Consider the following 25,984-nt stretch of genomic DNA (forward strand, 5'->3'; position numbering starts at 1 on the left):
GTCAAATACTAAATCATGATTAATGATATAAGGAAATATGATATGGATTCTAATTTACTAAAAGTATTCGTCGAAGTTGCAAAAGAAAAAAGTATTACAAAAGCCGCAAATAAGTTAAATTTTGCCCAATCAAATGTTACTTCAAGAATAAAACAACTTGAAAAATCTTTAGGATTTTCCCTATTTCATAGAGTGCCAAAAGGTGTGATATTAAGTAATGAAGGTGAAAAATTATATCCTAGAGCATGTGAAATAGTTAAGAAAATTGAAGAAGTTACATATGATATGAAAAACATCAATAAACAAGAACATTTAATTATAGGTTCGACTGAATCAAATGCAGCTACAAGAATTGTTTCTTTCTTATTGCAAGTGCATAAAGATTACCCAGATATGAATCTAGAATTAATCACAAATACAACAAGAGATATAACAAAAGAGTTATTAGAATACAAAGTTGATATTGCATTTATTAGTGGAGAGCCTAAAAGTGATGAACTTATCATTTTAAATAAAGTATTAGAAACAATTGTTTTAGTAGAACCTAAAAAAGAGACTTGCCCTGATGTATTTTTATCATTTAAAAATGGTTGTGCTTATAATGAATTCGGTCAAAACTATCTAAAACAAATTTCAAATAATGAACACAAGAATTTAGAATTTGGTAACTATGAAACTATCTTAGGTTGTGTAAAAGCAGGAATGGGAAAAAGTCTACTTCCACTAAGTATTGTAAAAAAACTCAATTATGAAAATGAGTTAAGAATTACAGAACTTCCAAAAGAGTTAGCAAATATGCCAACATGTATGGTATGTAGAAAAGATTGTATTCCAAAAATAAGAGAATATTTAGAAGAGTATAAATTATAATTCTAATCTAATGGTAATTCAATAAAAAATTTTGCTCCATCATCAGTATTTTGAGCATAAATTCTTCCCATTAAACTATCAGTAATTATCTTATAACTCATATGTAAGCCAAGCCCTGTACCTTGAGTTTTATGTTTAGTTGTAAAGTATGGTTCAAAGATACGAGGCATAATATCATCTGGAATTCCACCTCCATTATCTTCAATTGAAATTACTATCTTTTTATTTAAGTGAATCAGATTTACTTTGATATACGCATCATCAACCTCTTTATCAATTATTACATCTTTTGCATTATTAATTACATTAATTATTACTTCAGATAACTCTCCTGAAATAGTATTAATACAAATTGGACTTAGTTTATTTATATTGTTCTCTAGTTCAATAAAATTATCTCGCAAAGAAGAATTAACAATATCAAGTGCCATATTTATACTATCTTGTAAAATAATGTCCTTATACTCTTTTCCTTCTGTTAAAAAATTTCTAAAGGTATCAATTGTTTCAGATAAGTATTGTGTTTTCTCAACTATTTTATCCATATGAACAGGCAATTCTTCATAATCATACTGACCAAACTGATGTCTTAATTTTATTCCTGAAGCATTTGTTGAAATAAGACTTAATGGTTGTCTCCATTGGTGGGCAATATTACCAATCATATCCCCCATAGCTGCAAGTTTTGCTTGGGCAAATAATTGTTCTTCTTTCTCTTTATTTTTTTTAATTTCTTCTTTTACTTTATGTTCAAGATTTTCATTTAGTTCTTGCAACTCTTTTGTTTTTTCACTTACCTTATGCCCTAAAACAACATTTAGTTTTTTTGTATCTTTTAAAATAAAAAATAGCTTTTTTAGATATTTTGAAAAAAGAATACTCATTAATAGAGATAATAAAACAATAATTAAAGAAACAATCAAGTACTGGTTTAATTTCTCTTTTTGATTTTTTACTAAATACTCATTTTTAAACTGTACTAGTATTTTGAGTTTTTCAGGAGTATCAAAATCTAAGCTTTTTGATATAAATTTTTTATTTTGAATCAAATTATCTTTTAGTATATATTTTGTATAAATATTAAATTCATTTTCTAATGCATTTTCTTCATTATTATAAAAAGACCAATTTTTTGTATTGTCATGATGGACTAAATAGTCACCCTTTTCATTTAATAAAATAATATCATATAAAGAAGTATGTATTAACTCATTTAAAGCATCTGCCATAAAATAATTGATGATTAAAACTCCAGCAAATTCATTATTAAAAGATATTGGTAACATAGCTCGAAGTGTTGGAATAAAAGGTTTTATAACTTTTCCCTTTTCCATATTTAAATCAATATTTGAATACCATACTTTTTCAATCTCTTTTTCTTTTGAGTCAGAAAAATAGTATCTATTTGATTTATTCTGTAAACCATTTTTATTTACAATAATAGGTTTTAAATCTTTGTTCTTTCTATCAATTCTAATTTTTTCAATACCATTTTTATCAATAAATCTAAACTGCATAATATTTTTATTTATACTTGATATTGTAAGAAAGATATCATCAAGTTCACTTTTATATAATTTTGGATTATTTAAATACTTATTAAAATAGTTTGATTTACGAGTAGACTCTAAAATATCTTTTGGAGTGTTAAAATAAGATGAAAATGTCTTTTCTTTTTCTTTAATTTTCGACAAGGCATTATTCATTGCTGTTTTTTCTAATTGGTCTGAGAAAAATGTCATATCTACTAAGACAAATGTTATTATAAGACCTAAAGAAAAAACGAAAAAGTACGATGATATTTTTTGATGTTCCGTTATTTTATTCATTTTCTAATCTATGTTAATTTTATTGATATTATTATTTTATCACAGTAAGTATTATTATCTATTAAAATATAGGGTTTTTAGTTATAAATATACATATTTTATTATTATTTAAATATAGAAAAGATTATTTTTATTAAGAGATAACTTTTATTAAATATTCAATAAAAGTTATCTTATTGTTAGTTCATAGAGTTTTTAAATTTTGTAAGTTCGTCTTCTATGCTTGGTACTCTCATAAAATGCTCTCCAATTAAGAAAGCATCAGCACCAATACCACTTAATCTTTTAATAGTTTCTGTATTTGAAACTCCAGATTCAGCAACAATGATTTTTCCATTTGGAATCATTGGAATTAATTTATCACATAATTCCATATCCATTTCAAATGTATCTAGATTTCTGTGATTAATACCAATAATATTAGCTCCACATTTCATTGCTTTAGTTAAATCTTCTTTATCATGAATTTCTACTAATACTTCTAATCCAACGTGTAAAGCATATTCATATAATTCTTTTAGTTCTTTAGTTCCTAAAGATTTTGCAATTAATAAAATAAAGTCAGCTCCATATACTAAAGCTTCAACAATTTGATACTTATCAACAATAAAGTCTTTTCTTAATAATGGTGTTGGTACATATCTTCTAATAGCAGTTAAGTATTCTAAATTACCTTGGAAGTAATGTGGTTCTGTTAAAACAGAAATAGCATTAGCTCCACTATTACTATATGCTTGAGCAATTGCAATAGGATCAAAGTCTTCTTTTATAATACCTTTAGAAGGACTAGCTTTCTTAACCTCAGAAATTATTCTAATAGGTTCTTCTTTTGTAGCAGTTAAATACGGTTTAACATCTCTTGGTGTAAATGGATTAGAAGAAAGGCTTCTTCCTAATAAATCCAATGGTAAATCTTTTTTTCTTTTCTCTAAATCCGCTCTCGTTCGTTCATTAATTTCATCTAAAATCACTTAGTACACTCCTTAATTTTATCCCAATGTTGTTTTATTTCGTTATCTTCTAGTCCAGCTTCATGCACAATATCTTTCATTAAATCATAAGCTTTTTTACAATTTTTTGACTTATATTCTCCCCAAGCAAGAGTATCTAGATAAGCTAAGTTTTTTGGTTCTTGTTTTAAAGCCTTTGCAACTAAATCAAGACCTCGTTTAATATCAATATTATAATCAATTAATAAATAAGCTAAATAATTCTGGTACATAGCTTTATTAATTCCACCACCTAAAGCCTTATCAAATTTCGCAATTACTTCAGGTATTACTATTTTTTTATCACTAGCTAATTCAAACTCTAAAATTGCAATTTGTGCAAGATAGTCCAAGTTATTAGTTTTTAAATATAAATAGTTTAATAGTTCATATGCTTTTTTAGTATCATTAACAGTTCTATATAAAGCTAATAATAAATTATCTTTGATATTTTCTGTTTCTAAAAAAATAATAGCTTCATTTAAATTCTTTTGAGAAATATACCTTACTAGTAAACCTCTTGTTCTCTCTAATATTTCTTTATTATTTTTATATTTATAGTTTTCATACATTTTATTTAATAAATCAAGTATTTTATTTCTATCTTTTTCTTGTTCATAAAAAGACAATAATTGAATACATAAATTATAGATATATCCATTCTGCGAAATATAGTTTTCTAATGACTCTTTTGAATTATCTTTATCACTTGTATAGTAATATTGAATATTTGTAAGAGTTAATAAAGTATTAGCAGAATTATTTAAAGCAAAAGCTCTTTTAAAATAATCTAATGCTTTTGTGAAATCTTTTGATTGTAAATAAAAAGTACCTAATAATTCAAGATTTGTATCTGTTTCAAATTTAGATAAAAGCTTTTTAGCCCAAACAATAGACTTATCAAACTCTTTCAATTTAAATAAAGACAATGAATACAATCTTAATAATTCTTCTTCTTGTTTTATATTTTCAATATAATATTTATCTGTAGTGGAAATCACTTTTTTAAAATCACTTAATTGAAATGATAAAGCAAGATATTTTAATAAATACTCATATTTGTTTGTTTCTTCAAATAATTTCAAATACAATTCTCTTGCATTTTTAAAATATCTTTGATATTCATATTCAAGTGCAAACATAATATATTGATTCTCAGGTAAAAATTTTTTTGTTTTTACTTGAAAGTATTTCTCTTGTATAGTTGCTGTTTGTGCATTTAAATTAACAACTTCATTACTACATCCCGTTAAGGAAAATAATAAACTAGCTGCGATTAAATATTTTTTATAGCTGGGCACTCTTTATATACCTCATTTACATTTTCTTTAAAATATTCCCAAAAAGGGAAAGTTCTGCACTGTATTGGTCTAGCTTCATAAATAGAACATTGTTTTTTTTCTAGATCAAAAAAAGTACAGGCATAGTTATTTACGTCTAATTGTATCTCTTTTATACTATATTTATAGCCTTTTTTTTCTAAAAATTTAATTCTTACTTCATCTAATGTAATATTTAAATGTTTAGATAAGAATTCAATCTCTTTAGGGTTAATCCAAATATAACCACTTTCCCCTATACAGCAGTTACCCCCACAGGCTTCACAACCACTTGGGTCAAAACCATAAGGATAACCTTCTTGTTTAATTAAATTGTTCAAGATCTACCTTTATACTGTGAGTTGAAGATTTTTTATATATCTCTTTAACTTCATTTGTGAATTCTAAATTATCAAAAACAAATAATGGTTTCATGATTTTTGTTAATGATTTAGAGTTCTTTCTTGCATATACTAATATTAATGTAGCATCCTTAGAAGCTTTAGGATGAACGAATTGAATTGATTCAACATTCAATTTATATTTACTAAGAAAAAGTAATATTTCATTAATTTGTTTCACATCGTAACAAAAAAAGAACTTGCCATTTTCTTTTAATATAGAGGCAGTTTTAGAGATAAAGTCCTCTAATGGCATAGAATCGTTGTATCTAGCGACTTTTATATTTTTATTTTCACTTTTTATTACATTTGAATGATAAAAAGGAGGATTAGATACACAAATATCAAATTTCTTCTCAAACTCCATGTTTAGGTAAGACCCTTTATAAAGATTGGAATTTATTTTATTTGTTTGTGCATTTTTAGTAGAAAAAAATTGAAATTCATTTTGTAGCTCACATTGATTTAGATTTAACTTATCATATTCTCTAGCAACCAATAAACCAAGTATTCCACTTCCACTTCCAATATCTAGAAGCTCACCTTTTATATTTTTAAATTTAATTAAATTCTCTACTACAAAGTTATATAGAAAGTGTGTATCACTATTATAACAATAACCATCCATTGGTTGATATAAAACCAAAATATTCCTTTATTAATTTTAGAGATTATATCTAAGATAAACATATAGGATAGTTAAGAATAAAGTTTCCTTTTTGAAACTAAATGTAATTAATATACAACTAATAGATAATTAACAAAACTAATATGCAATTACTTAGAAAATAAATTACGTTATTTTATTAAGCAATATCACAGTTTGAAGCCACTTTTATTACACTATTTTATTTTGATGTAGCAAAATGTAACAAGAGAGTAAATAAGCATTTAAAAACAAAGTTTTATTTATTTATTAGATGTTTTATAGGTTATTATTCTTCCATAATAATTGAAATTAAATCAACTATTGATATAACAAAAAATTTAAGGGGAAATTATGTCTAATATGGAAGCTCCTGCAAACACTCCAGTTTGGGTGAATGAAGATAGATGTAAAGCATGTGATAAGTGTGTTTCAGTTTGTCCAGCTGGCGTACTTGCGATGAGACAAGAGGTTACTTCAACTTTAGGTTCAATGATTAAAGTTGTACATCCTGATTCATGTATTGGCTGTACTGATTGTGAATTAGCATGTCCTGATTTCGCAATTTATGTTGCAGACAGAAAAGAATTTAAATTTGCTAAATTAACAGATGAAGCAAAAGATAGAAAAGAAGCTGTTATTAAAAATAATTATAGAGAATTAGAGGCTTAAGGAGAATTAATGGCAAGAGAATTAATATCAACAGGTAATGAATTAGCAGCAAAAGCTGCATTAGACTCTGATCTTGAGTTTTTTGGTGGATATCCTATTACTCCTTCAAGTGAAGTAATGCATGTATTATCAACAGCATTACCAGCTAGAGGACACGCATGTATCCAAATGGAAGATGAAATTTCAGGAATCTGTACAGCACTTGGTGCTGCTATGTCTGGAAAAAGAGCATTAACAGCGACTTCAGGTCCTGGTATATCTTTAAAAGCTGAAAACTTAGGTGTTGGATATATTTCAGAGATTCCATTAGTTGTTATCAATGTAATGAGAGGTGGTCCATCAACTGGTTTACCTACAAGAGTTGCTCAAGGTGACTTATTACAAGCGAAAAACCCAACTCACGGTGATGTTAAATCAATCACTTTAGTTCCAGGTAACTTAAATGAATGTTATACTGAAGTAGCTAGAGCATTTAACTTAGCTGATAGATTTATGCAACCAGTATTCGTATTATTAGACGAAACTATTGGTCACATGAGTGGAAAAGCAACTATTCCTGATTTAGAGACTGTTCAAGCTGAAAAAATTTCTAGAAAGAAATTTGAAGGTGATAAAAAAGATTACAAACCTTACGATTGCGAAGATGATCAACCTGCTGTATTAAATCCAATGTTTGAAGGGTATAGATACCACTTCACTGGTTTACATCATGGACCAACAGGTCACCCAACTGAAGATGCAGATACTTGTGATGCTTTAATGAAAAGATTATTCAATAAAGTTGATGCACATATGGATGAATTAGAATTAAATGAAGAATATATGTTAGAAGATGCTGACATTATGATTATTGCTTATGGTTCTGTTTCATTAGGTGTAACTGAAGCTATTAATAGAATGAGAAAAGAAGGTATCAAAGTTGGTATGTTCAGACCTAAAACTATTTGGCCATCGCCTGCAAATAGAATTAACGAATTAATGAAAAAATTTGACAAAGTACTTGTTACTGAGTTAAATATGGGTCAATTTGCTGATGAAGTACAAAGAGTTTCTGGAAGATCAGACTTCGATACTTTATTCAAAGTAAACGGTAGACCATTATCTCCATTAGAGATTATTGAAAAAGTGAAAGGAATGTAATCATGGCATTTAATTATGATGAATATTTAAGAACTGATAAAATGCCAACACTATGGTGTTGGGGATGTGGTGACGGAGTTATTTTAAAATCTGTAATTAGAGCTATTGAAAAAACTGGTTGGAACATGGACGATGTTTGTGTTGTTTCTGGTATTGGTTGTTCAGGAAGATTTTCTTCTTACATCAACTGTAATACAGTTCACACTACTCATGGTAGAACATTAGCTTATGCTACTGGTATTAAGTTAGCAAATCCAGAGAAAAAAGTAATCGTTGTTGGTGGAGATGGTGATGGTCTTGCAATTGGTGGTAACCATACAATTCACGCATCAAGAAGAAATATTGATTTAACTTATATTATTATCAATAACTTCATCTATGGATTAACTAACTCACAAACTTCTCCAACTACTCCTCAAGGTATGTGGACAGTTACAATGAGTAAAGGTAATATTGATCCTACTTTCGATGCTTGTAAATTAGTTGAAGCAGCTGGAGCATCATTTGTTGCAAGAGAAACTATGCTTGATCCTAAAAAACTTGAAAGAGTACTTGTAAAAGCATTCGATCACGTTGGATTCTCATTCGTAGAAGTATTCTCAAACTGTCACGTTAACTTAGGTAGAAAAAACAAAATGGCAACAGCTATGGCTAACTTAGAATGGATTAAATCTATCTCTATTGGTAAAGCTAAGTTTGATAAACTTGAAGCAGAAGAGAAAACTGGATTATTCCCTACTGGTATCTTAAAACATGACAAAGATGCTCAAGAGTATTGTTTAGCTTATGACAAAGTTAAAGAAGCTAACAGAACAAATACTATGGTTCAATTTTAAGGAGACATCATGGCTAAAACATTAATGAGATTCACAGGTGTTGGTGGACAAGGTGTTCTTCTAGCAGGTTCTATTTTTGCAGCAGCAAAGATTAACAATGGTGGTTACGGTTTAAAAACTGCAACATATACATCTCAAGTAAGAGGTGGAGCAACTGTTGTTGATATTACATTACAAGATGAAGAAATCTTATACCCTTATGCAAATGATGGTGAAATTGATTTCATGTTATCTGTTGCTCAAGTTTCTTATAATCAATTCAAACATGGTGTAAGAGAAGGTGCAACTATTGTAGTTGAGCCTAACTTAGTTACTCCAACTGAAGAAGATAAAAAAAGATGGAATATCATTGAGATTCCAATTATTACTATTGCAAAAGAAGAAGTAGGAAATGTTATTACTCAATCAGTACTAGCACTTGCTATGGCTAACTACTTTACTGGTGAAACAGTAGCAAATGAAGTACTTAGAGAAACAATGCTTTCTAAAGTACCTGCAAAAGTACATGAACTAAATAATAAAGCTTTTGACTTAGGTCTTAAGTATGCAGCTGAAGCACAAGCGGCTAAAAACGCATAATAAAAAAGGGAAGTAGTTAACTACTTCCCTTTTTTTATACTCTTACAAACAAAAAATCAATTAATATAACTCTTATAATTTTCCATTCTTTCTTCTAATCTTTGAGATAAATAAATATTCGAATTTTTTAAACAAGATAAAATAAAACTAGCTTCTTTTAAATAAGCTTTCTTTTTATCATTATCCCAATGTTTTGGTGGAGTTGATAGATTAGTAATTCTATCAGCTAGTTTAACCATTTGAACCTCGTAAGGTTGATTCATTAGTTTTTCAATACTATCTTGCATTTGAGCTTGTTTAGTACCTAAAGTTTTATCTTTAGTAAGAGCTTCAACTCCATTGGCAACCTCATCAGAAAAATCTACATACAAATCATCATAAGTTATATCTGTATCTTCAATAGTATCATGTAATAAAGCACAAGAAATAGCTAAATTAGCTTTCTCTTCATCTAAACTAGACTTTTCACAAGCATGTAATACTTCCATTGCTACGCTAACTATATGAGTGACATAAGGTAAATCAGTTGGTGTTTTTTGTTCACCATGAGCTTTTGCCGCATAAGTTAATGCTTTTAAATATACATCTTGTGAAAACATGATTATTTTTCCTTTTTAGGTTCTATTTCTTTTTTTTCTTTTACTTTTTTAATATCTTTAACTTTTGAACTCTTAGCAAACTTAATTAAATCTTCTACTGTTTTAACTTTTTTTCTATCTAAATTAGAAAAAGATTTTTCTAAAATATACGTAGTTGCTAAGGCATCATAATAAGCTCTATGATGATTATCAACCTCTATCTCTAAAGTTTCCTTTAAAGCTCTAAGTCCATACTTTTCTGACTCTATTGTACGTCTTGCTAAATCAATTGTACAAAGTCTTCTATTTTCTAATTTTCCTAAATTATATTTTTCAAATGAATCTGATATAAACTCATAATCAAACTTGATATTATGTGCAATAAATACATCATCACCTAAAAAAAGTTTAAACTCTTTTAATACTGTTTCAGCAATTGGAGCATCTTCTAACATTAAAGGAGTTATATTTGTAACTTCTTGAATATATTCAGGTATTTCTTTTGCATATACCAAAGATTCAAACTTGTCAATTATTTCACCGTTTCTGTATTTTACAGCACCAACTTCAATAACTTGAAAACCTTTTTTAACTGAAGAGCCATTTGTTTCAATATCTACAATACAAAAAGTTTGTTCTTCTATACTATTTTTTGTTGTTTTTAAATATACATTATTTTCATCATCAAACTCTAATGGTAAACCATTAGAAAGCAATAATTCAAACTCTAACTCTGGATTATCAAAAAATGTATCACTTGATTCATCTAACATATTTAAAAATAAATCATAGTTAATAGGTGCAAGTACTAACTTATCAATTAAATTAATAAGTTTTGGTTTAGCTTTAGGAATTATTCTTTTTTTAAATTTCATTTGCCGCGTTTATAAAATTAATCATTTTTTGTTTGTCTTTTTTGCCCTTTGAGGCTTCAACACCAGAACTTACATCAAGACCATAAAATTTAAAACCTTTTAGTTCTTGAAGATTATTTTCATTTAAACCACCTGCTAAGATGATATTAGTATTATCTTTTTTATCAAACCATTCAAGAGCAACTCTTTTGCCCTCCCCACCAAATGATTCTACAAAAGCATCTACTAAAACAAAATCATCAGCAGAGATATTATCTATATCTTCTTTACTCTGAGCTCTTAATACTTTTATATATCGAACATCTAAAGAGTTAAAATCTGTATAGTTATCATCATCAATAATTTGAGCTAATTGCATTTTTGCATTATTACAGGCTTGTTTGATAAATGAATTATCTTCATTTACAAACAGACCAACTGTCATTACAAAAGGAGGTAGTTTCTCTACAATTTTTCTAGCAGCGAAAGGTTCTATAAATCTAGGTGACTTAGGATAAAAAACAAATCCTAAAGCATCTGCACCTGCATTTATAGCATCTTGTGCATCTTCTAAATTAGTAATACCACAAATTTTTACTTTCATATTAAACCTGTAAACTCTTTATAGCTTCACCATAATTATCATTTCCAAATACAAATGATCCAGCAACAACTACATCAACTCCTGCATCTTTAAGTTCATGGATGTTTTTATCATTAACACCTCCATCAACTTCGATAAGACAGGCTGGGTTTCTTTTATTAATCAATTCTTTTAATTGTTTTGCTTTTTCTACTACTGATGGAATAAACTTTTGTCCACCAAATCCAGGATTAACTGACATTAATAAAACCATATCTAAATCTTCAAGTAAATACTCAATAGTTGAAGGATTTGCATGAGGGTTTAATACTACTGCTGGTTTAATTCCATATGATCTAATCTTTTGAATTAATCTATGTGGGTGTTTTTCACTTTCCATATGAAATGAAATATATTCAGGTTTTAAAGGAGCAAAAAGTTCTACAAAAAATGAATTATTTTCTACCATTAAGTGAACATCTAAGGGTTTAGTTGCAGCTTTTGCAACTGGACTTACAACAACAGGACCAATAGTCATATTTGGTACAAAATGACCATCCATTACATCTACGTGAATTAAATCACATCCGCCATCACAAATAGCTTTAATTTCCTCATCTAGTTTTCCAAAATCTGCTGATAATATCGAAGGAGCTACAAGCATATAATAACCTTTTTAATTTATAATTTTTCGCGATTATATCATTATCTCACTTTTATTAAGTATAGAGTTCTTTACTTTAAAAAAAATTATTACAAATACAATAAAAACGTAATATATATTAGTGTAAAATCAACCATAATATTATTTTAAAGGAATTTTATGAAATACAAATTATTATTATTTATATTTATTTATGTTTATTCAAATGCACAAACAAGCGAAGAGTTTTTCAAAAAAGCTCAAGAGTACGAAAACAATAATAATTATAAAAAAGCTATGGAGTTTTATAAAAAAGCTTATACTCAAAAAAATATAACGACCAGTTTAGAAAATGAATTAAATAAAAAAGATGAAGTACAAACATTTACTAAAATTAAAAAAGAGTTTTACGCAAAAAAAATGGCTAAATCAGATGACCCAGAAACAAAAAAAACCATTGAACAAGTTATTACTTCTGATTTTGAACTATATCCTTATAAAAAGAACTATTTATTACCAGCAACTTATGATTTAAATGAAAGAGATGATAGAAAACAATTTGAAACTAAATTTCAATTTTCAGTTGAAAAACCAATTTCATATAACTTTTTAGGTCTTGATGAAACTATATCATTTGCATATACACAGAAATCATTTTGGCAAACAAGTGAAAAATCTTCTCCTTTTAGAGAAACAAATTACCAACCTGAAATTTTTGCCCTATTCCCTTATGAAAATAGTGATCATGTAAAAGCATATAAAGTATCATTAATTCATGAATCTAATGGACGGAATAATGAATTTTCAAGGTCATGGAATAGAATCTATTTAGAAACATATTTAAAACTATCTAATTTATTTATAATTCCAAAAGTTTGGTATAGAATTCCTGAAAAAACAGATGAAGATGATAATCCAGATATTGATAAGTATTTAGGTTATGGAGATTTAACGTTTTTTTACCCATACAAAAAACATATCTTTGAATTAAAACTAAGAAATAACCTTCGATTAAACTCTCAAAATAAAGGCTCAGCTCAATTTGATTGGACATTCCCTTTACCTTATTCAGTAGGAGAGACTAATACTTTTGGATTTATACAAGTATTCTCAGGATATGGTGATAGTTTAATTGATTATGATAAAGAGATTAATAAAATAGGATTTGGAATAGCCTTATCAAGATAAGGTTATTTCTTAAGAGTTTTAATATATGTATATATAGCTTCAACTTCTTCTTCAACTAAGAAGTAAGTAGGCATTACATTTGAATAATATATAAGTTTTTCACATACTTGTTCTGGAGTAAATTTTCTTTTTTTATTTTTCTTTGCATTAATTTTAGAAGAAAACTTCCCATACTTAGTATCTGTAATACTAGGAATTACTAAAGAGCAGTTGTATTCAACTTTATTGTAAGTATGTTTGAAATTTACGATACTTTTACCTTTGCCATCATTACCATGACAAGTATTACAACCAATTCCTCTAGGGTTATTAAAAAGCATTTTTCCATATTCTGCTTTTGTAATAAATGAATTATCATCAGAAGATGTTAAAACATCATTGGCAAAAGTAAAACTAAAAAATGATACTAAAAATATACTAATTACGATTTTTTTCATTATGACTCTATTTTGTTATATTCTGGATTTTAATATATTTTTTATAAGATTAAGATTTATTTTTCAAGAACCAGTAAAAAGAAAACATTAACCCTGGAGTTTTTGCTTTTGATTCATCAAAAATAAATTCATCACTTTTTTCAATTGGCAGATACATAAGTTCAATTTGTTCATCATTTATTCCACCACCATCATGAATTTTCATAGAATCGTTGATTTTTGCATAAAATAAAGTTTGAAGACCACCACTTACACCAACATTAGTATAAAAAGAAGATATTTTTTCAATAGATTCTAATGGTACATCAAAACCACACTCTTCATCTATTTCTTCTCTTGCAATTTGCTCTAAGGATTTATCTTTATCAACAATACCTGCACATAATTCATAAGTAAAAAGTTTACTTTTATCATTAAGATATACCGGTGGACGAAATTGTTGAACAAGTAAGAAAGAGTTTTTTTCTTCATGGTATAAAAGTACAGCAACCGAGTCAAAACTCTTAACTGCTTCCCATTGTTTATCTACACCATTTTGATTATAAGTAATTTTAACAGGATGGACAAACTTTGTATCTTCTAAAGTAGACATTTTAAAATCTTTAATTATATTATTCATAAAAGTTCTTTCTGTTAATTTTATAGGCTTTAGACTAAAAAGTATTTTAAAATACTACTTTTTAGTCTCTAATTTACAATTTGCTCCAACAACAATAGATGAAAAGTCAATAAAGAAAGATGAACCTTTTTCAATCTGAGATTCTAAGCTCATCACTAAATCGTACTCAGCACAAATTCTTTTTACAATATCAAGACCAATACCAAAACCACCTTCTATATTGTTCCCTCTTTTATATCTTTTAAATATCTCTTTTTGCTCTTGTTCACTAATACCAATACCATGGTCTTCAACACATAAAAAGTTACCTTTAATTTTCACATTTACTGTTGAATTACTATTACTATATTTAACAGAATTTGAAATAAGGTTATTTACAATTTTTTGTGTTTTAGTTCTATCCATTAAAACAACACAAGACTCTAAGTCTGCTTCAATTACAATATTTTTTGTAATTGAAATATCATTAAAGTAATCTACACTTTCAGATACTAAATCTTTTAAATCAAACTCTTGATGAACATCTTCATTCATTTCATTAAAAGCTGAGAAGTGAATATCATTATATATTTGAGATATTTGTTTTGTACTACTTGTAATATATTTCATCATTTTTTCAGGATTCTTACCTTTTTTAAGCATAGAAACCGAAGTCATAAGAACAGTAATTGGAGTATTTAATTCATGGGCAGAATCTTTAATAAATTTATCCATATGCTCGACTTTTTCACGTACAGGTTTTAATAAAATTTTGGCAAGTAAGTACGCAATAAATCCAATAAAAATTGCACACATAACAAGTGCAATTAATATATAAATTTTTAGTTTATTTTTGTCAATTGAACCTTGACAAGTCTCTAGAACAATATATTTAATAGGAATCATTTTCTCATTAATAACCGCAATATAGAAATTAAATCTATCTTTTGCATAAATACTTTGAGATAAGTCAACATATTTTTTACCATCTAAATAAGAATAAATTAGTTTTTTGTTTTTATCATATAAAGCATATTTAATATGATCTGATTTTAATTTACTAGGCACGAATTTTTCATTTTTCATATAACTATTCATAATGTCAGTTTTTACTTGCATAGAAGCATTACTAAGCTCCATATCACAAGATTCCTGAAGCATTCGTACTTCATTATTGTAATAAGTATACAAAATAACACCCACTAATAAAATAGCAGATCCCATGTATATTGATAAAAAACTAATTAATGCTTTTTTCTCATTTCTGTTCAAATTTGTACCCTATTCCTCTAATCGTTACGATTCTTTCTTTTCCTACAATTTCTCTTAGGTTTTTAATATAAACCCTAATTGTAGCATCAGTAGGCATATCTTCATAAGCCCAAATATTTTGTAGTAACTCTTCACTTGAAACTACTCTATTTTTGTGAGTGCAAAAGTATTTTAAAATATCTCTTTCTTTTTGAGCAATACTAACACTTTTACCTTTTAAAGTAATCTGACAAGAATCAGGATCAAAAACAGTATTATCATCTATAATAATTTGTGCATTTTGTTCAATTGAGAATTGTCTGCATAGTTTTAAGATTCTTTGATCTAACTCTTCTAAATCAAATGGTTTTTTAATATAGTCATCAACACCATTTTCAAATGAATCTTTTAAGTGTTTGGTATCTTGATATGCTGTAAGCATAATTGCAGGAGTAGAGTTTTTATAATCTTCTCTAATAGTTTTTAGAACTTCCATACCAGTCATAATTGGAGTATTAATATCAAGTAAAGCTAAATCAAATTTTTCATCGATTAAATACTCTAAAGCCTCTTGACCATTTGTACATAAAGTTAACTCGTAACCTTTATCTTCAAGGTGGTCACTTAATAAATCATTTAATGCTGCATCATCTTCTAGTAGTAAAACTTTCATAAACATTCCTAATATATATAATTTCTATTATATTATAATTTTGTTTATGACTTGTGTATTAAACGATTTTAAAATATTTTAGGATTTGACTTTGAATAGCTACATAAGAAATAGAGGCAATTAAAGCAATAATTGTTCCCCAGAATATTCCATAAGGTCCATATGTAAAATAAACAACTAATGAATAAATAACTACAGAACTTAATCCAAATGGTGTATTTTTTATAATTGTTCTAGCTTGTAAATTACTATGTCTAAAGTGAATTATTAATAATAATGGTAAAAGAATAGTAGGAAAGGCTGAGAATATTCCTGCCAAATTAGCTGATACATATTGAGGTAAACTTGAAACTATTAAAAATATTGTTATAGTAATAATTGATCTAAAAGCTAAGTCTGAAAAACTAACTTTTTCTTTCTTTTCAATTTTGTAATTTTCTTTTTTTGAAAAATAAATAGTTGCAATAAGCATTAAGCTTATCACAATTAATGGAGTAAAGACTATGTGCGGTGGTACATAAGAGAGTATAAGTGCTATTACTAAATAAAAAATAAAAGAAGTCACTAAACTTAGGGTAACTTCAAGTTTACCCTTGTAGAAAGTGCTTATGTAATAGCCTATACAAAAGGATAGTGCAGCAAATAGACCATGAATATTATATAATGCTACATTAGTAACATAGTCTACTCCATTTTCAATTGCAAAAAAGATTAATGTTATAGAACTCCCTACGGGCAAACCTGATAAAATTCCTGATAACTTAGGAGACAATTTCTCAGCGATAAAACTAAGGGTTAAGACTAGGCTTACCACGGAAATTGATTTTATTAGTAGAAGTTCTATAACAAATCCTTTTATTAAGGGAAGATTATATTAAAATTTCAATAAATTTCTTATTAATTGCAATTAATTTTCTACAAATTATCTAAAGTTATCAAAAACTAATGGTGCTTTTAATTCTAAACTCTTTAAATGTTTCATAACATTTTGTAAATCATCAATATTTTTACCAGTAACTCTAATTTCATCACCTTGATTAACAGCAGTAACTTTTAGTTTTAATTTTTTGATTTCTGTTTGAATAGTTTTTGCTTCATCTTTTTCAATACTATCAATAATTTTATATGTGAATTTTCTATTTCCACCACTTGCATCTTCTGCTTTAACTTCTTCAAGTGAATTAATTGAAATGTCTCTTTTATTCATTTTTGATATTAAAATATCTTTCATAGCATCAACTTTATTATCACTAGCACTAGTTAAAACTAAAGTCTTAGCTCCTTGATTTAAATCGATTTCTTTGATCATACCTTTGAAGTCATATCTATTATCGATCTCTTTTTGAGATTGAATAACTGCATTTTTCATCTCTTGCATGTCAAGTTTTGCAGATATATCAAATTGATGTTCTTTTGATTTTGCCATTTGTTTTCCTTGTGAATAATTAAAATTTTTTATTATTGTAACTAAGAAAAATAAAGTTTTTAATTAATAAAAAGAAGAGTTAGGAAAGTATTGTGTTTAAAGAAATTTTTGTTTTTTATTAGTTTGATTATAATTTTAGTTAGGTCGAAACCTAACTAAAATTTATGATTCTTCGTTTTTTACTTTTGGTAAAATAAGATTTAAGAAAATACCAACAATTGCTCCAAGACCAATTCCTGAAAATGGAACACCACCAAAGTTGAATGTCATTCCACCAATTGAGAATACTAAAATCATAGAAACAATTACCATATTTCTAGGACAAGTAAAATCAGTATTAGCTCGTACTAACGTAGAAATACCTAATGTTGCAATAATACCAAATAATAACAACATAATTCCACCCATAATAGGAGTAGGAATAGTAGATAATAAACCACCTAATTTACCAACAAATGCAAGTAAAATAGCAGCAATTGCAGCCCAAGTCATAATAGCTGGGTTGTAAGCTTTAGTTACAGTAACAGCACCTGTTACTTCAGAATAAGTAGTATTAGGTGGACCACCAAATAATGCAGCAACTGAAGTTGCAAGACCATCACCTAATAATGTATTTTTTAAACCTGGCTTTTTTAAATAGTCTTGTTTAGTTACATTCGAAATTGCTAACATATCACCAATATGTTCAATAGCAGGAGCAATTGCAATTGGTAAAATAAAGATAATAGCTTGCCAGTTAAACTCAGGAGCTGTGAAGTTTGGCATAGCAAACCAAGCTGCTTTTTCAAAAGTAGTAAAATCAACAATACCATAAGATAAAGCTAAAATATATCCAGCAATAATACCACATAAAATTGGAATTAATTTAAAAATGCCTTTAGATAATAATGATACAAAAACTGTAACAAATAAAGCAACCATTGACACTACAATAGCCGTTTCAAAAGGCACAAGTTCAAAAGAACCATCACCACTTTTACCCATAGCTAAATTAACAGCAACAGGAGAAAGAATAAGACCAATAGACATAATAACTGGACCTACTACTACAGGAGGAAGTAATCTATGTAAAAAATTGTCACCTTTTAATCTAATAAGTAGACTTAAAATAACATATAAGAAACCAGCCGCAACTAAACCTGACATAGTTGCAGCAATTCCCCAAGTCTTAACACCGTAAGAAATTGGAGCAATAAAAGCAAAAGATGATGCTAAAAAGATTGGAGGAATAGCTCCTCTATTAACGAATTGGAATACTAATGTACCAATACCGGCTGTAAATAATGCAACACTTGGATCTAGTCCTGTAAGAATAGGAACTAAAACAAGTGCACCAAAGGCTACAAATAGAAATTGTAAACCTAAAATTGAATCCTTAACTCTGAAATTATAATCAGTGGGTTTCATGATACCTCTTATTTTGATGAATTAAACCTATAATAATATCAAATAAAGAGTTAATAAAAATTAAATTTATATGCAATTTATAAGCAATTTTTATGTAAAATTAAAAAGATTAAATCAAAATAACTTTAAATTATACAAAGTTATTAATAGGAAATTAAATGTATAAAGAAAGTACAAACGTTGTTGTAAAACATCTTGTAAATAGATTAAGAGATACTAGAACTGCTTCAAATGAGTTTAGGTTAACAATTGAAGAAATTTCAAGAATTGTTGTATCAGAAGCTTTAAGTAACTTTGAAACAGTAAGTCAAAATATTAATACGTGGCAAGGGCCATTAGATGTTCAAATGTTAGAAGTACAAAAAATTGTTTTAGTTCCAATTTTAAGGGCTGGGGAACCAATGCTTACTGGAATTTTAAAAACTCTTCCTTATGCAAGATCAGGTTTCTTAGCAATGAAGAGAGATGAAGAAACTGCTGAATCAAAATTATTCTATGAAAACATTCCAGATTTAGAAGGAAAAACTGTTTTATTACTTGACCCAATGGTAGCAACTGGTGGTTCATTAATTGATGGTATTGATTACTTAAAATCTAAAGGTGCAACAAAAATTTTATCTTTAAACGTTTTAGGTTCACCAGAAGGTGTACAAAAAGTTCAAGAAGCACATCCTGATGTTGATATTTATATTGCTCAGATTGATGAGAGATTAGATGAGAATAATTACATTAGACCAGGTCTAGGTGACGCTGGAGATAGAGCATTTAACACTAACGGTTAATAATACTCTAATGGGTTTGGATATTTATATTCAAATCCTAATCTTTCTATTTTACTTCCATCTATAATTCTATTTTTATACTCTTTTTTATTTTCAAATATTGGTTTTTCAAAATTATGTTTTTTAGCGTTTAATAAATATACTTCTTTTCTACTTGGATGAGAGGAAGCACATAAATTCAAAATACCATTTATATCATTTTTTATAGTAAAAATAGTAGCAGAAATCACATCATCTCTATGTACATAATTTACTTTTACATCCTCAGAATCTACTACTTTTCCTGCAAAATACTTACCCGCAATTCTATTATAACCCATAAGACCAGAACATCTTAATATCACGTCTGTTCTGCTTTTTATTAAAACTTCTGCATCATAGACTTTTTGAGAAATAGGATTTTTTATCTCAAAATCCTCGTTAAATATAGTCTGTTCATTTGGATATATCGAAGTTGAACTAATAAAAATTAGCTTTTTTACCTTTGAAATATTTTTATGAGAATAAATATTATTTAAGAATTCTAAATAGTTATTGAATTTTGAAGGAGGGAAATTTATAAATAGATAATCACACTCTAATAATTCATCTAAAAAGTCTAATTTTTCTTCATTTAATAAATAAGGGTCTAAACCCTCATTTATATATTCTTCTTTTTTTTCATTCGTTCTAATTGATACTTTTACATTAAACTCATTTTTCAGTTCACTGGCTAAGGCATACCCTAACCAACCAGTACCTAGAATTGAAATTGTTTTCATATTATTCACTCTTTTTTAAATCTTTTACTTCTTCTCTTAAAGCTTTAATCTCTTGAAGTAAAATATCTAACTTTAGATGATCTTCATGTAACTCTTCTTTCATATCAGCCTCTTGAAGTTTTTGCATTTCCCCAATAATAACAGCAACAAATAAATTAAAGAATACAAATGCTGCAATAATTACAAAGGATACAAAATAAATCCAAGCCATAGGATAAACTTCCATAGCCTCGTACATAACATCTGTCCAATCTTCAAAAGTTAGTACTCTAAATAAAGTAAGCATAGAGACTAAAAAGTCATTCCAAAGTCCAGATGGTAAATCATGGAAATAGAAATTCCCAATAATTGCATATATATAAAAAATTATAAACATTAAAATAACTATATCAATGATAGAAGGAATAGCTTTAATTAGCATATCAATGATTTTCTTTAATTCAGGACGTGCAGTAAAGAGTCGCAGAACTCTAAATACTCTTAACATCCTTGCAATTGCAGCAAATCCTGATTGCTCTAATGGTAATAGTGTAATTACAACAATTACAAAATCAAAGACATTCCATCCTGATTTAAAGAAATTAACAAACTTTTTCTCAGCTACCATTTTAATTGCTATTTCAAATATAAAATATATTGTTACAAAATAGTCTGCAAATTGTAAGAAAATAGAGTAATTAGTCTCTACTGTGTCAATTGTTTTAAAACCTAAAACAGAAGCATATGCAAGAATAATAAATGTTGTAAGATTTGAGAACCACCTAGCATCTCTTACTTGTTCAATCTTTTGCATTGTAGTCATTAATTTAATCCTTTAAAATTGAGTATGTAGTTGTTAGCCAAGCTATAATAAGCAGTGTTCCACCAATTGGTGTTATTGCTCCAAGAATTGGCATATTAAAAATCACCAATGCATATAAAGAGAATGAAAAAATAATCATTCCTACTACAATAAGCCAAGAGCTAACAATAAGTTTTTTTGATTGTGGTTTAAAATTGATTAAAAGAGCCACTATTAAAAGCCCTAATGTATTATAGAAATGGTATTCAACACCAGTATTATATACTTTTAGCATCTCAGCACTAACAATGGCTTTTAGACCATGAGCACCAAAGGCACCAATTGCAATAGCTAAAGCCATCATAAACGATGCAATAGCAAGAAATTTTTTTGAATTGTTATCAAGAGTCATTATACTTCCCAAAATTTAATTTTGCGGAAGTATATCAAAAAAAAGTTAATAAAAAACTACGCTTCTTCTGTAGATTTTTCTTTATTTTTTTCTTTGTCTTTATCTTTATCTTTTGACTTAGAGAAACCAGCACCTTTTTTCTCTTTTTTCTTTAAATCCAAATCATTAATTAATGTTTTATAATCCATACCTTCTTGATTCATTTTAGCAAAACAAGCTGCAATTGAAGCAATAGCATTTGGTACTTCTTTTTTCTTTTTATAAGCCTGGATGTTTTTTTCGCTAACTTTAATAAGTGCCGTAAATTTAGGTATCGTTAGCTCCGCATCTAGAAGCAATTTTTTGAATTCGATGAATGTCATTTATTTATCCGTTGTGTTTTTTTAGATTATACAGATAAATTTGTAAAAGTAAGATAAATTTATAATAAAATATAAATAAAGGTAATAAAATATATAGTTTTTATAAATTTAATTGGGTCAATTGACCCAATTAAATTATTTTACGTCAACTTCCCAGAAGAAGTCAATCCACTCGTTAGCTTCTCTAACAGAGTAATCAGGTTTTAAAATAGCAGTACTTTTGTAGAAAAGTGTTGCTAATTTAAATTCCACATTTGGGAATTTTGCATTTAATATTTTAAGAATCTCTTGCATAGTTTCACCAGAATCAACAATATCGTCAATAACTAGAACTCTTTTTGCATGAGACATATCAGGAATATTGAAGATATTAAAAGTGTCTAATTTTAAATCACCCTCATAATGAATAGAGTTTAATGAATAAAGATTTCTCATATCTAAAGCTTGAGACATTAGGTGAGCTAAAGTAACTCCACCTCTTGCAACTGCTAATAATACATCTGGTTCATAATCTCTACAGCTATCTACTAGCTTTTGAGTATCTTCTTTAAATAAATCGTAACTGTAATAAAGTTTTTCCAAAAAATTGTCCTTATAAAATAAATGCTAATGCACTAATAAATGTTATAACTAAAATACCTAAGTTTAAATCTGTAAACTCTTTTTTAGCTAGTTTGATAATAGTATATACTAAGAATCCCGCAGCAATACCATTTGTAATTGAGAATGTTAAAGGCATTAAAATAACAATTAAAAATGCCCCTGCACTTGTTGCTAAATCAGAATCTTCAAAATTAATTTTTCCAAGTTCTGTAAACATTAATACACCAACAACAACTAATACAGGGTAAATTGCATTTGATGGAATTGATTTAAATAATGGCAACATAAATAAAGTAGTTACAAAGAACATAGCAGTAAATACAGCTGTTAAACCTGTTCTACCACCCTCTTCAACTCCTGATGCACTCTCAATAAATGCAGTAGTAGTAGAAACACCAATCATAGCACCTGCTGTTGTAGCAATTGCATCTGCTTCTAATGTTTTCTGTAAAGATTTATCATCTTTATTATTCTCTTGAAATAATTTAGCTCTTGTACCAACACCTGTTAATGTACCTAAAGTATCAAACATATCAGTAATTAAGAATGTAACAATTACAGGTAATAAAGATAATGATAAAGCACTTAAGATATCTAATTTAAAGAAAATTGGTTCAATTGAAGCTGGTGCCGCAAGAATCTCTTTTGGTAACTCACCTAAACCAAGTGACCATGCAACAATAGACGTAATACCTATTGCAAAAATAAATGCACCTTTAATTCTATATGCGTATAAAGAGAAAGAAAGAATTAATCCTAATACACCTATAAGTACATTTGGATTAGAGAAATCACCAAGCGAAACTAAAGTAGCTTCATTTGCAGTAATCATACCCATTTGTTTTAAACCAATAAAAGCGATAAAGGAACCAATACCCGCACTAATTGCTCTTCTCAAGCTCATGGGGATGGATGTCATTATCCAAATTCTGAAGTTGGTTAATGATAATATTACAAACAATATACCTGATAAGAAAACAATACCTAATGCAGTTTCCCAAGGCATTTTCATACCTAATACTAATCCGTATGAAAAGTAAGCATTTAACCCCATACCAACACTCATTGCGATTGGCGTATTTGACCATAAACCTGAAAATAGAGTAGCTAAAATCGTAATTAAAGCAGTAGCTGTTACAACGGCATCCATTGGAAGACCAGCATCAGCTAAAATAAACCCATTTACAGGAACGATATACATCATTGTTAAAAATGTTGTAAAACCAGCAGAAAACTCAGTTCCAACTGTCGTATTATGCTCTTTTAGTTTAAAAAAGTTCATAAACTTTTCCTTATTTTAAAATTAAGGACGAATTATACATAAAATTAAGTAAAAATTAATATAAATGGCAGCATTTTTTCGAAAAATTTCAAAAAGTTTCTTTTATTCTTATTTAACAACTGTTGATTCTCATCAATGTAAAAATATATCTATTCTACTAAGATTTAAAAATAATAAATTTAGGAGAACGAAATGAATTTACTTCCAGAAGATGCAACAAAAATTGAAATCGATGGTTCAACAGTAGACTTTTTTGAATATAAACAAGATGGATTAATATATTATTACTTTGATACTTCAGATAGAGGCGCACCAGAACCTATGGTAAATGCAATGGCAGGATTACAATTATTAGGAGAAGATAAAAAACTAATAATGATTAATCATAAGCCACCAATGGGATTATTCCCAAGAATACAACAAAACTATAATTATGAAATTATTGAATTAGAAGATGGTAGACATAAAGTTGTTTTTACACATAAAGAAGGTTCAACACCAAATGTAGACTTTTCAGCTAATACTTGCGCAGGATAAAAAATGACACAGATTTCACAGGACTTTGCACCACCATTTAAATTAATAGCACCATATTTTATTATTGGTTCTATTTTTTATTTTTTATCAACACTTTATTCTTTTAATCTAGATATTTCTGAAATAAGTATTCATAGTACTAACTTATTATCATTAGCACATCTATTTTTATTAGGTTTTGCAATGATGGTAATTTTTGGTGCAATGGCTCAACTTATCCCTGTGACATTAGAAGTTGGACATTTTAGTGTTGAGTTTTATTACTTAATATATCCATTTTTACTAATTGGAACAATATTAATGGTATTAGGTTTTTCAGTTAATAGTACATTGTTACAATATGGTGGAATACTAGTATTCATATCAATGATTATATTTCTTGCTGAGACATTTTTGACTATTAATAAAGTAAAACAATATTCAAATGTAATTAAAAGTATTGTTGTATCAAATATCTTTTTAACACTTGGAATTATATTTGGAATTATAATGGCATTAACATATGCAGGGCAAATAAATACAAATATAGAAGAAATACTAAAAGCCCATGTATACTCAGTAATTTTGGGATATATAACAATTACTATAATGGCTTTATCATTAGTACTTATTCCAATGTTTGGTTTATCTCATAACTTTTCACAAAAGCCACTAAATAATGCTGTAATACTAATGAGTATATCCACAACATTTGTAATAATTTCATCTATTTTCTCAATTGCAATAATTGATAAATTAGCATATTTACTTTCAGTTGTTTCTTTAGCTATTTATTTTTATCAAGTATACTTAATTTTTAAAACAAGAGCAAGAAAAGAAAATGATATTTATGTACTATCACTATTTGTTGCTTTTATAGCTTTTGTATTATCTATAATTACAGGTTTCTTATGGATATTTATTGGTAATGAAAGATTATTAATAACAACAGCATGGCTAATGTTTTGTGGCTTTTTTACATTTGTAATTATAGGTCATTTATATAAAATTATTCCATTTTTAGTTTGGTTTGAGAAATTCTCGCCACTTGTAGGAAAACAAAAAGTACCGATGCTAATGGATATGGTTCCAAAAAAAGCTTCATATTATCAATTTACTTTTACATTACTAGGAACAATAGTTTCAACATTTGGATTAATACTTGCAGAAAATAGTTTATTTAAAGCAGGAATTTCATTTTTAGCAATAGGCGCAATTTTTTTAATAAATAATATAATATATATAATAAGGTATAAATAATGTATACAAAAGAAGAAATATTTAAAGCAGTATCAACAGTTAATGATCCTGAAGTTGGATTTAATCTAGTAGAGTTAGGTCTTATTTATGATGGAACTTGTGATGAAGAAGGAAATGTAATTGTTACAATGACTTTATCAACAAAAGCTTGTCCATTACATCAAATGATTGTAAATTGGGTTGAAGAAGCAGTTTTAAGAGAGCTACCAAAAGCACAAAATGCAACAGCAAATGTAATTTGGGAGCCAGCATGGAATATTACTATGGCAGAAGATCATGTAATAAAGGCATTAGCAAATTAGATTT

Annotated in this window: 32 protein-coding genes; 10 read left to right on the forward strand and 22 right to left on the reverse strand. The window is 27.6% G+C overall.

Annotation, left to right across the window (positions count from 1 at the left end; translation table 11 throughout):
* Positions 1–42 precede the first annotated feature (42 nt).
* Complete coding sequence (locus ALEK_RS12335; protein ID WP_071627786.1) at positions 43–870, forward strand: LysR family transcriptional regulator; 828 nt, start codon at positions 43–45, stop codon at positions 868–870.
* 2 nt (positions 871–872) lie between these two features.
* Here the strand turns inward: ALEK_RS12335 and ALEK_RS12340 are convergent, their stop codons facing one another.
* From ALEK_RS12340 to ALEK_RS12360, 5 genes are all read right to left on the reverse strand, one after another.
* Positions 873–2,699, reverse strand: a complete 1,827-nt coding sequence (locus tag ALEK_RS12340) for a sensor histidine kinase (RefSeq protein WP_083574697.1) — start codon at positions 2,697–2,699, stop codon at positions 873–875.
* A 179-nt stretch (positions 2,700–2,878) separates the two neighbouring features.
* Positions 2,879–3,670, reverse strand: a complete 792-nt coding sequence (trpC, locus tag ALEK_RS12345) for an indole-3-glycerol phosphate synthase TrpC (protein WP_071627788.1) — start codon at positions 3,668–3,670, stop codon at positions 2,879–2,881.
* A complete protein-coding gene (locus ALEK_RS12350; protein WP_071627789.1) occupies positions 3,667–4,989 on the reverse strand; it encodes a tetratricopeptide repeat protein in 1,323 nt (440 codons plus the stop codon). Before ALEK_RS12350 ends, trpC begins: the two co-directional genes overlap by 4 nt.
* Positions 4,965–5,348, reverse strand: coding sequence for a YkgJ family cysteine cluster protein (locus tag ALEK_RS12355; RefSeq protein WP_071627790.1), 384 nt, complete (start codon positions 5,346–5,348; stop codon positions 4,965–4,967). Before ALEK_RS12355 ends, ALEK_RS12350 begins: the two co-directional genes overlap by 25 nt.
* Complete coding sequence (locus ALEK_RS12360; protein ID WP_071627791.1) at positions 5,332–6,054, reverse strand: tRNA1(Val) (adenine(37)-N6)-methyltransferase; 723 nt, start codon at positions 6,052–6,054, stop codon at positions 5,332–5,334. Before ALEK_RS12360 ends, ALEK_RS12355 begins: the two co-directional genes overlap by 17 nt.
* Before the next feature lie 354 nt (positions 6,055–6,408).
* Here ALEK_RS12360 and ALEK_RS12365 point away from each other — a divergent pair, with 354 nt between their 5' ends.
* From ALEK_RS12365 to ALEK_RS12380, 4 genes are read left to right on the forward strand one after another with little or no spacing between them, the layout of a single operon-like run.
* Positions 6,409–6,726, forward strand: a complete 318-nt coding sequence (locus tag ALEK_RS12365) for a 4Fe-4S dicluster domain-containing protein (RefSeq protein WP_071627792.1) — start codon at positions 6,409–6,411, stop codon at positions 6,724–6,726.
* Between the two features lie 9 nt (positions 6,727–6,735).
* A complete protein-coding gene (locus ALEK_RS12370; RefSeq protein ID WP_071627793.1) occupies positions 6,736–7,866 on the forward strand; it encodes a 2-oxoglutarate synthase subunit alpha in 1,131 nt (376 codons plus the stop codon).
* Between the two features lie 2 nt (positions 7,867–7,868).
* A complete protein-coding gene (locus ALEK_RS12375) occupies positions 7,869–8,702 on the forward strand; it encodes a 2-oxoglutarate ferredoxin oxidoreductase subunit beta (RefSeq protein ID WP_071627794.1) in 834 nt (277 codons plus the stop codon).
* Positions 8,703–8,711: 9 nt separating this feature from the next.
* Positions 8,712–9,281 (forward strand): 2-oxoacid:acceptor oxidoreductase family protein, encoded by a 570-nt coding sequence (locus ALEK_RS12380; RefSeq protein WP_071627795.1) that lies wholly within the window; start codon positions 8,712–8,714, stop codon positions 9,279–9,281.
* 56 nt (positions 9,282–9,337) lie between these two features.
* On the opposite strand, the gene ALEK_RS12385 is transcribed toward ALEK_RS12380, so the two are convergent.
* Genes ALEK_RS12385 through rpe form a run of 4 tightly spaced genes read right to left on the reverse strand, consistent with a single transcriptional unit; the run spans position 9,338 to position 11,960 of the window.
* A complete protein-coding gene (locus ALEK_RS12385; protein ID WP_071627796.1) occupies positions 9,338–9,880 on the reverse strand; it encodes an HD domain-containing protein in 543 nt (180 codons plus the stop codon).
* A gap of 2 nt (positions 9,881–9,882) precedes the next feature.
* Positions 9,883–10,734, reverse strand: coding sequence for a 3'-5' exonuclease (locus ALEK_RS12390; RefSeq protein WP_071627797.1), 852 nt, complete (start codon positions 10,732–10,734; stop codon positions 9,883–9,885).
* Entirely contained in the window at positions 10,724–11,317 is a 594-nt protein-coding gene (locus ALEK_RS12395; protein ID WP_071627798.1) for a phosphoribosylanthranilate isomerase, read from the reverse strand. Before ALEK_RS12395 ends, ALEK_RS12390 begins: the two co-directional genes overlap by 11 nt.
* A gap of 1 nt (position 11,318) precedes the next feature.
* On the reverse strand, positions 11,319–11,960 hold the full coding sequence (rpe, locus tag ALEK_RS12400) for a ribulose-phosphate 3-epimerase (protein ID WP_071627799.1): 642 nt from the start codon (positions 11,958–11,960) through the stop codon (positions 11,319–11,321).
* 159 nt (positions 11,961–12,119) lie between these two features.
* Between rpe and ALEK_RS12405 the strand changes: the two genes are divergently transcribed.
* On the forward strand, positions 12,120–13,127 hold the full coding sequence (locus ALEK_RS12405) for a phospholipase A (protein ID WP_071627800.1): 1,008 nt from the start codon (positions 12,120–12,122) through the stop codon (positions 13,125–13,127).
* Positions 13,128–13,129: 2 nt separating this feature from the next.
* On the opposite strand, the gene ALEK_RS12410 is transcribed toward ALEK_RS12405, so the two are convergent.
* From ALEK_RS12410 to ALEK_RS12440, 7 genes are all read right to left on the reverse strand, one after another.
* A complete protein-coding gene (locus tag ALEK_RS12410; RefSeq protein WP_170073334.1) occupies positions 13,130–13,564 on the reverse strand; it encodes a c-type cytochrome in 435 nt (144 codons plus the stop codon).
* A gap of 49 nt (positions 13,565–13,613) precedes the next feature.
* The gene (locus ALEK_RS12415) at positions 13,614–14,183 is read right to left on the reverse strand and encodes an NUDIX domain-containing protein (protein ID WP_071627801.1); all 570 of its coding nucleotides are present in this window, start codon (positions 14,181–14,183) and stop codon (positions 13,614–13,616) included.
* A gap of 54 nt (positions 14,184–14,237) precedes the next feature.
* A complete protein-coding gene (locus tag ALEK_RS12420; RefSeq protein WP_071627802.1) occupies positions 14,238–15,434 on the reverse strand; it encodes a sensor histidine kinase in 1,197 nt (398 codons plus the stop codon).
* Positions 15,421–16,086: a response regulator transcription factor gene (locus tag ALEK_RS12425; protein WP_071627803.1), complete on the reverse strand. Its 666-nt coding sequence runs from the start codon at positions 16,084–16,086 to the stop codon at positions 15,421–15,423. The genes ALEK_RS12420 and ALEK_RS12425 overlap by 14 nt, the downstream gene beginning before the upstream one ends.
* A gap of 58 nt (positions 16,087–16,144) precedes the next feature.
* Positions 16,145–16,825 (reverse strand): hypothetical protein, encoded by a 681-nt coding sequence (locus ALEK_RS12430; RefSeq protein ID WP_228146309.1) that lies wholly within the window; start codon positions 16,823–16,825, stop codon positions 16,145–16,147.
* Positions 16,826–17,008: 183 nt separating this feature from the next.
* Positions 17,009–17,512: a YajQ family cyclic di-GMP-binding protein gene (locus tag ALEK_RS12435; RefSeq protein WP_071627804.1), complete on the reverse strand. Its 504-nt coding sequence runs from the start codon at positions 17,510–17,512 to the stop codon at positions 17,009–17,011.
* 162 nt (positions 17,513–17,674) lie between these two features.
* On the reverse strand, positions 17,675–18,919 hold the full coding sequence (locus ALEK_RS12440) for a uracil-xanthine permease family protein (protein WP_071627805.1): 1,245 nt from the start codon (positions 18,917–18,919) through the stop codon (positions 17,675–17,677).
* A gap of 158 nt (positions 18,920–19,077) precedes the next feature.
* On the opposite strand from ALEK_RS12440, the gene upp reads away from it, so the two are divergent.
* Complete coding sequence (gene upp / locus ALEK_RS12445) at positions 19,078–19,701, forward strand: uracil phosphoribosyltransferase (RefSeq protein ID WP_071627806.1); 624 nt, start codon at positions 19,078–19,080, stop codon at positions 19,699–19,701.
* Here the strand turns inward: upp and ALEK_RS12450 are convergent.
* The 6 genes from ALEK_RS12450 to ALEK_RS12475 all read right to left on the reverse strand — a co-directional run bounded on the left by ALEK_RS12450 (position 19,698) and on the right by ALEK_RS12475 (position 23,902).
* Positions 19,698–20,462 (reverse strand): Rossmann-fold NAD(P)-binding domain-containing protein, encoded by a 765-nt coding sequence (locus ALEK_RS12450; protein WP_071627807.1) that lies wholly within the window; start codon positions 20,460–20,462, stop codon positions 19,698–19,700. The genes upp and ALEK_RS12450 overlap by 4 nt on opposite strands.
* A 1-nt stretch (position 20,463) precedes the next feature.
* On the reverse strand, positions 20,464–21,264 hold the full coding sequence (locus ALEK_RS12455) for an ion transporter (RefSeq protein WP_071627808.1): 801 nt from the start codon (positions 21,262–21,264) through the stop codon (positions 20,464–20,466).
* A gap of 4 nt (positions 21,265–21,268) precedes the next feature.
* Positions 21,269–21,655: a DUF423 domain-containing protein gene (locus tag ALEK_RS12460; protein ID WP_071627809.1), complete on the reverse strand. Its 387-nt coding sequence runs from the start codon at positions 21,653–21,655 to the stop codon at positions 21,269–21,271.
* Positions 21,656–21,711: 56 nt separating this feature from the next.
* Entirely contained in the window at positions 21,712–22,017 is a 306-nt protein-coding gene (locus tag ALEK_RS12465) for a hypothetical protein (protein WP_071627810.1), read from the reverse strand.
* Positions 22,018–22,152: 135 nt separating this feature from the next.
* Positions 22,153–22,599, reverse strand: a complete 447-nt coding sequence (locus ALEK_RS12470) for a phosphoribosyltransferase (protein WP_071627811.1) — start codon at positions 22,597–22,599, stop codon at positions 22,153–22,155.
* A gap of 10 nt (positions 22,600–22,609) precedes the next feature.
* The gene (locus tag ALEK_RS12475) at positions 22,610–23,902 is read right to left on the reverse strand and encodes an NCS2 family permease (RefSeq protein ID WP_071627812.1); all 1,293 of its coding nucleotides are present in this window, start codon (positions 23,900–23,902) and stop codon (positions 22,610–22,612) included.
* 192 nt (positions 23,903–24,094) lie between these two features.
* On the opposite strand from ALEK_RS12475, the gene ALEK_RS12480 reads away from it, so the two are divergent.
* Genes ALEK_RS12480 through ALEK_RS12490 form a run of 3 tightly spaced genes read left to right on the forward strand, consistent with a single transcriptional unit; the run spans position 24,095 to position 25,980 of the window.
* Positions 24,095–24,439 carry a hypothetical protein gene (locus tag ALEK_RS12480; protein ID WP_071627813.1) on the forward strand — a complete coding sequence of 115 codons (345 nt, stop codon included), beginning with the start codon at positions 24,095–24,097 and terminating at the stop codon, positions 24,437–24,439.
* 3 nt (positions 24,440–24,442) lie between these two features.
* Positions 24,443–25,678 carry a hypothetical protein gene (locus ALEK_RS12485; protein WP_071627814.1) on the forward strand — a complete coding sequence of 412 codons (1,236 nt, stop codon included), beginning with the start codon at positions 24,443–24,445 and terminating at the stop codon, positions 25,676–25,678.
* Complete coding sequence (locus ALEK_RS12490) at positions 25,678–25,980, forward strand: metal-sulfur cluster assembly factor (RefSeq protein WP_071627815.1); 303 nt, start codon at positions 25,678–25,680, stop codon at positions 25,978–25,980. Before ALEK_RS12485 ends, ALEK_RS12490 begins: the two co-directional genes overlap by 1 nt.
* The last annotated feature ends 4 nt before the right edge of the window (positions 25,981–25,984 follow it).

This window comes from Poseidonibacter lekithochrous, from assembly GCF_013283835.1.
In the GTDB taxonomy this organism is placed as follows: Bacteria; Campylobacterota; Campylobacteria; order Campylobacterales; family Arcobacteraceae; genus Poseidonibacter; species Poseidonibacter lekithochrous.

What these genes read in the sequence shown, in the direction of transcription:
- ALEK_RS12335 (WP_071627786.1), top strand. Translation starts at nt 43, where the DNA reads ATGGATTCTAATTTACTAAAAGTATTCGTCGAAGTTGCAAAAGAAAAA.
- ALEK_RS12340 (WP_083574697.1), bottom strand. Translation starts at nt 2,699, where the DNA reads ATGAATAAAATAACGGAACATCAAAAAATATCATCGTACTTTTTCGTT.
- ALEK_RS12365 (WP_071627792.1), top strand. Translation starts at nt 6,409, where the DNA reads ATGTCTAATATGGAAGCTCCTGCAAACACTCCAGTTTGGGTGAATGAA.
- ALEK_RS12370 (WP_071627793.1), top strand. Translation starts at nt 6,736, where the DNA reads ATGGCAAGAGAATTAATATCAACAGGTAATGAATTAGCAGCAAAAGCT.
- ALEK_RS12375 (WP_071627794.1), top strand. Translation starts at nt 7,869, where the DNA reads ATGGCATTTAATTATGATGAATATTTAAGAACTGATAAAATGCCAACA.
- ALEK_RS12380 (WP_071627795.1), top strand. Translation starts at nt 8,712, where the DNA reads ATGGCTAAAACATTAATGAGATTCACAGGTGTTGGTGGACAAGGTGTT.
- ALEK_RS12385 (WP_071627796.1), bottom strand. Translation starts at nt 9,880, where the DNA reads ATGTTTTCACAAGATGTATATTTAAAAGCATTAACTTATGCGGCAAAA.
- ALEK_RS12390 (WP_071627797.1), bottom strand. Translation starts at nt 10,734, where the DNA reads ATGAAATTTAAAAAAAGAATAATTCCTAAAGCTAAACCAAAACTTATT.
- ALEK_RS12395 (WP_071627798.1), bottom strand. Translation starts at nt 11,317, where the DNA reads ATGAAAGTAAAAATTTGTGGTATTACTAATTTAGAAGATGCACAAGAT.
- rpe (WP_071627799.1), bottom strand. Translation starts at nt 11,960, where the DNA reads ATGCTTGTAGCTCCTTCGATATTATCAGCAGATTTTGGAAAACTAGAT.
- ALEK_RS12405 (WP_071627800.1), top strand. Translation starts at nt 12,120, where the DNA reads ATGAAATACAAATTATTATTATTTATATTTATTTATGTTTATTCAAAT.
- ALEK_RS12410 (WP_170073334.1), bottom strand. Translation starts at nt 13,564, where the DNA reads ATGAAAAAAATCGTAATTAGTATATTTTTAGTATCATTTTTTAGTTTT.
- ALEK_RS12415 (WP_071627801.1), bottom strand. Translation starts at nt 14,183, where the DNA reads ATGAATAATATAATTAAAGATTTTAAAATGTCTACTTTAGAAGATACA.
- ALEK_RS12425 (WP_071627803.1), bottom strand. Translation starts at nt 16,086, where the DNA reads ATGAAAGTTTTACTACTAGAAGATGATGCAGCATTAAATGATTTATTA.
- ALEK_RS12435 (WP_071627804.1), bottom strand. Translation starts at nt 17,512, where the DNA reads ATGGCAAAATCAAAAGAACATCAATTTGATATATCTGCAAAACTTGAC.
- ALEK_RS12440 (WP_071627805.1), bottom strand. Translation starts at nt 18,919, where the DNA reads ATGAAACCCACTGATTATAATTTCAGAGTTAAGGATTCAATTTTAGGT.
- upp (WP_071627806.1), top strand. Translation starts at nt 19,078, where the DNA reads ATGTATAAAGAAAGTACAAACGTTGTTGTAAAACATCTTGTAAATAGA.
- ALEK_RS12450 (WP_071627807.1), bottom strand. Translation starts at nt 20,462, where the DNA reads ATGAAAACAATTTCAATTCTAGGTACTGGTTGGTTAGGGTATGCCTTA.
- ALEK_RS12455 (WP_071627808.1), bottom strand. Translation starts at nt 21,264, where the DNA reads ATGACTACAATGCAAAAGATTGAACAAGTAAGAGATGCTAGGTGGTTC.
- ALEK_RS12460 (WP_071627809.1), bottom strand. Translation starts at nt 21,655, where the DNA reads ATGACTCTTGATAACAATTCAAAAAAATTTCTTGCTATTGCATCGTTT.
- ALEK_RS12465 (WP_071627810.1), bottom strand. Translation starts at nt 22,017, where the DNA reads ATGACATTCATCGAATTCAAAAAATTGCTTCTAGATGCGGAGCTAACG.
- ALEK_RS12475 (WP_071627812.1), bottom strand. Translation starts at nt 23,902, where the DNA reads ATGAACTTTTTTAAACTAAAAGAGCATAATACGACAGTTGGAACTGAG.
- ALEK_RS12480 (WP_071627813.1), top strand. Translation starts at nt 24,095, where the DNA reads ATGAATTTACTTCCAGAAGATGCAACAAAAATTGAAATCGATGGTTCA.
- ALEK_RS12485 (WP_071627814.1), top strand. Translation starts at nt 24,443, where the DNA reads ATGACACAGATTTCACAGGACTTTGCACCACCATTTAAATTAATAGCA.
- ALEK_RS12490 (WP_071627815.1), top strand. Translation starts at nt 25,678, where the DNA reads ATGTATACAAAAGAAGAAATATTTAAAGCAGTATCAACAGTTAATGAT.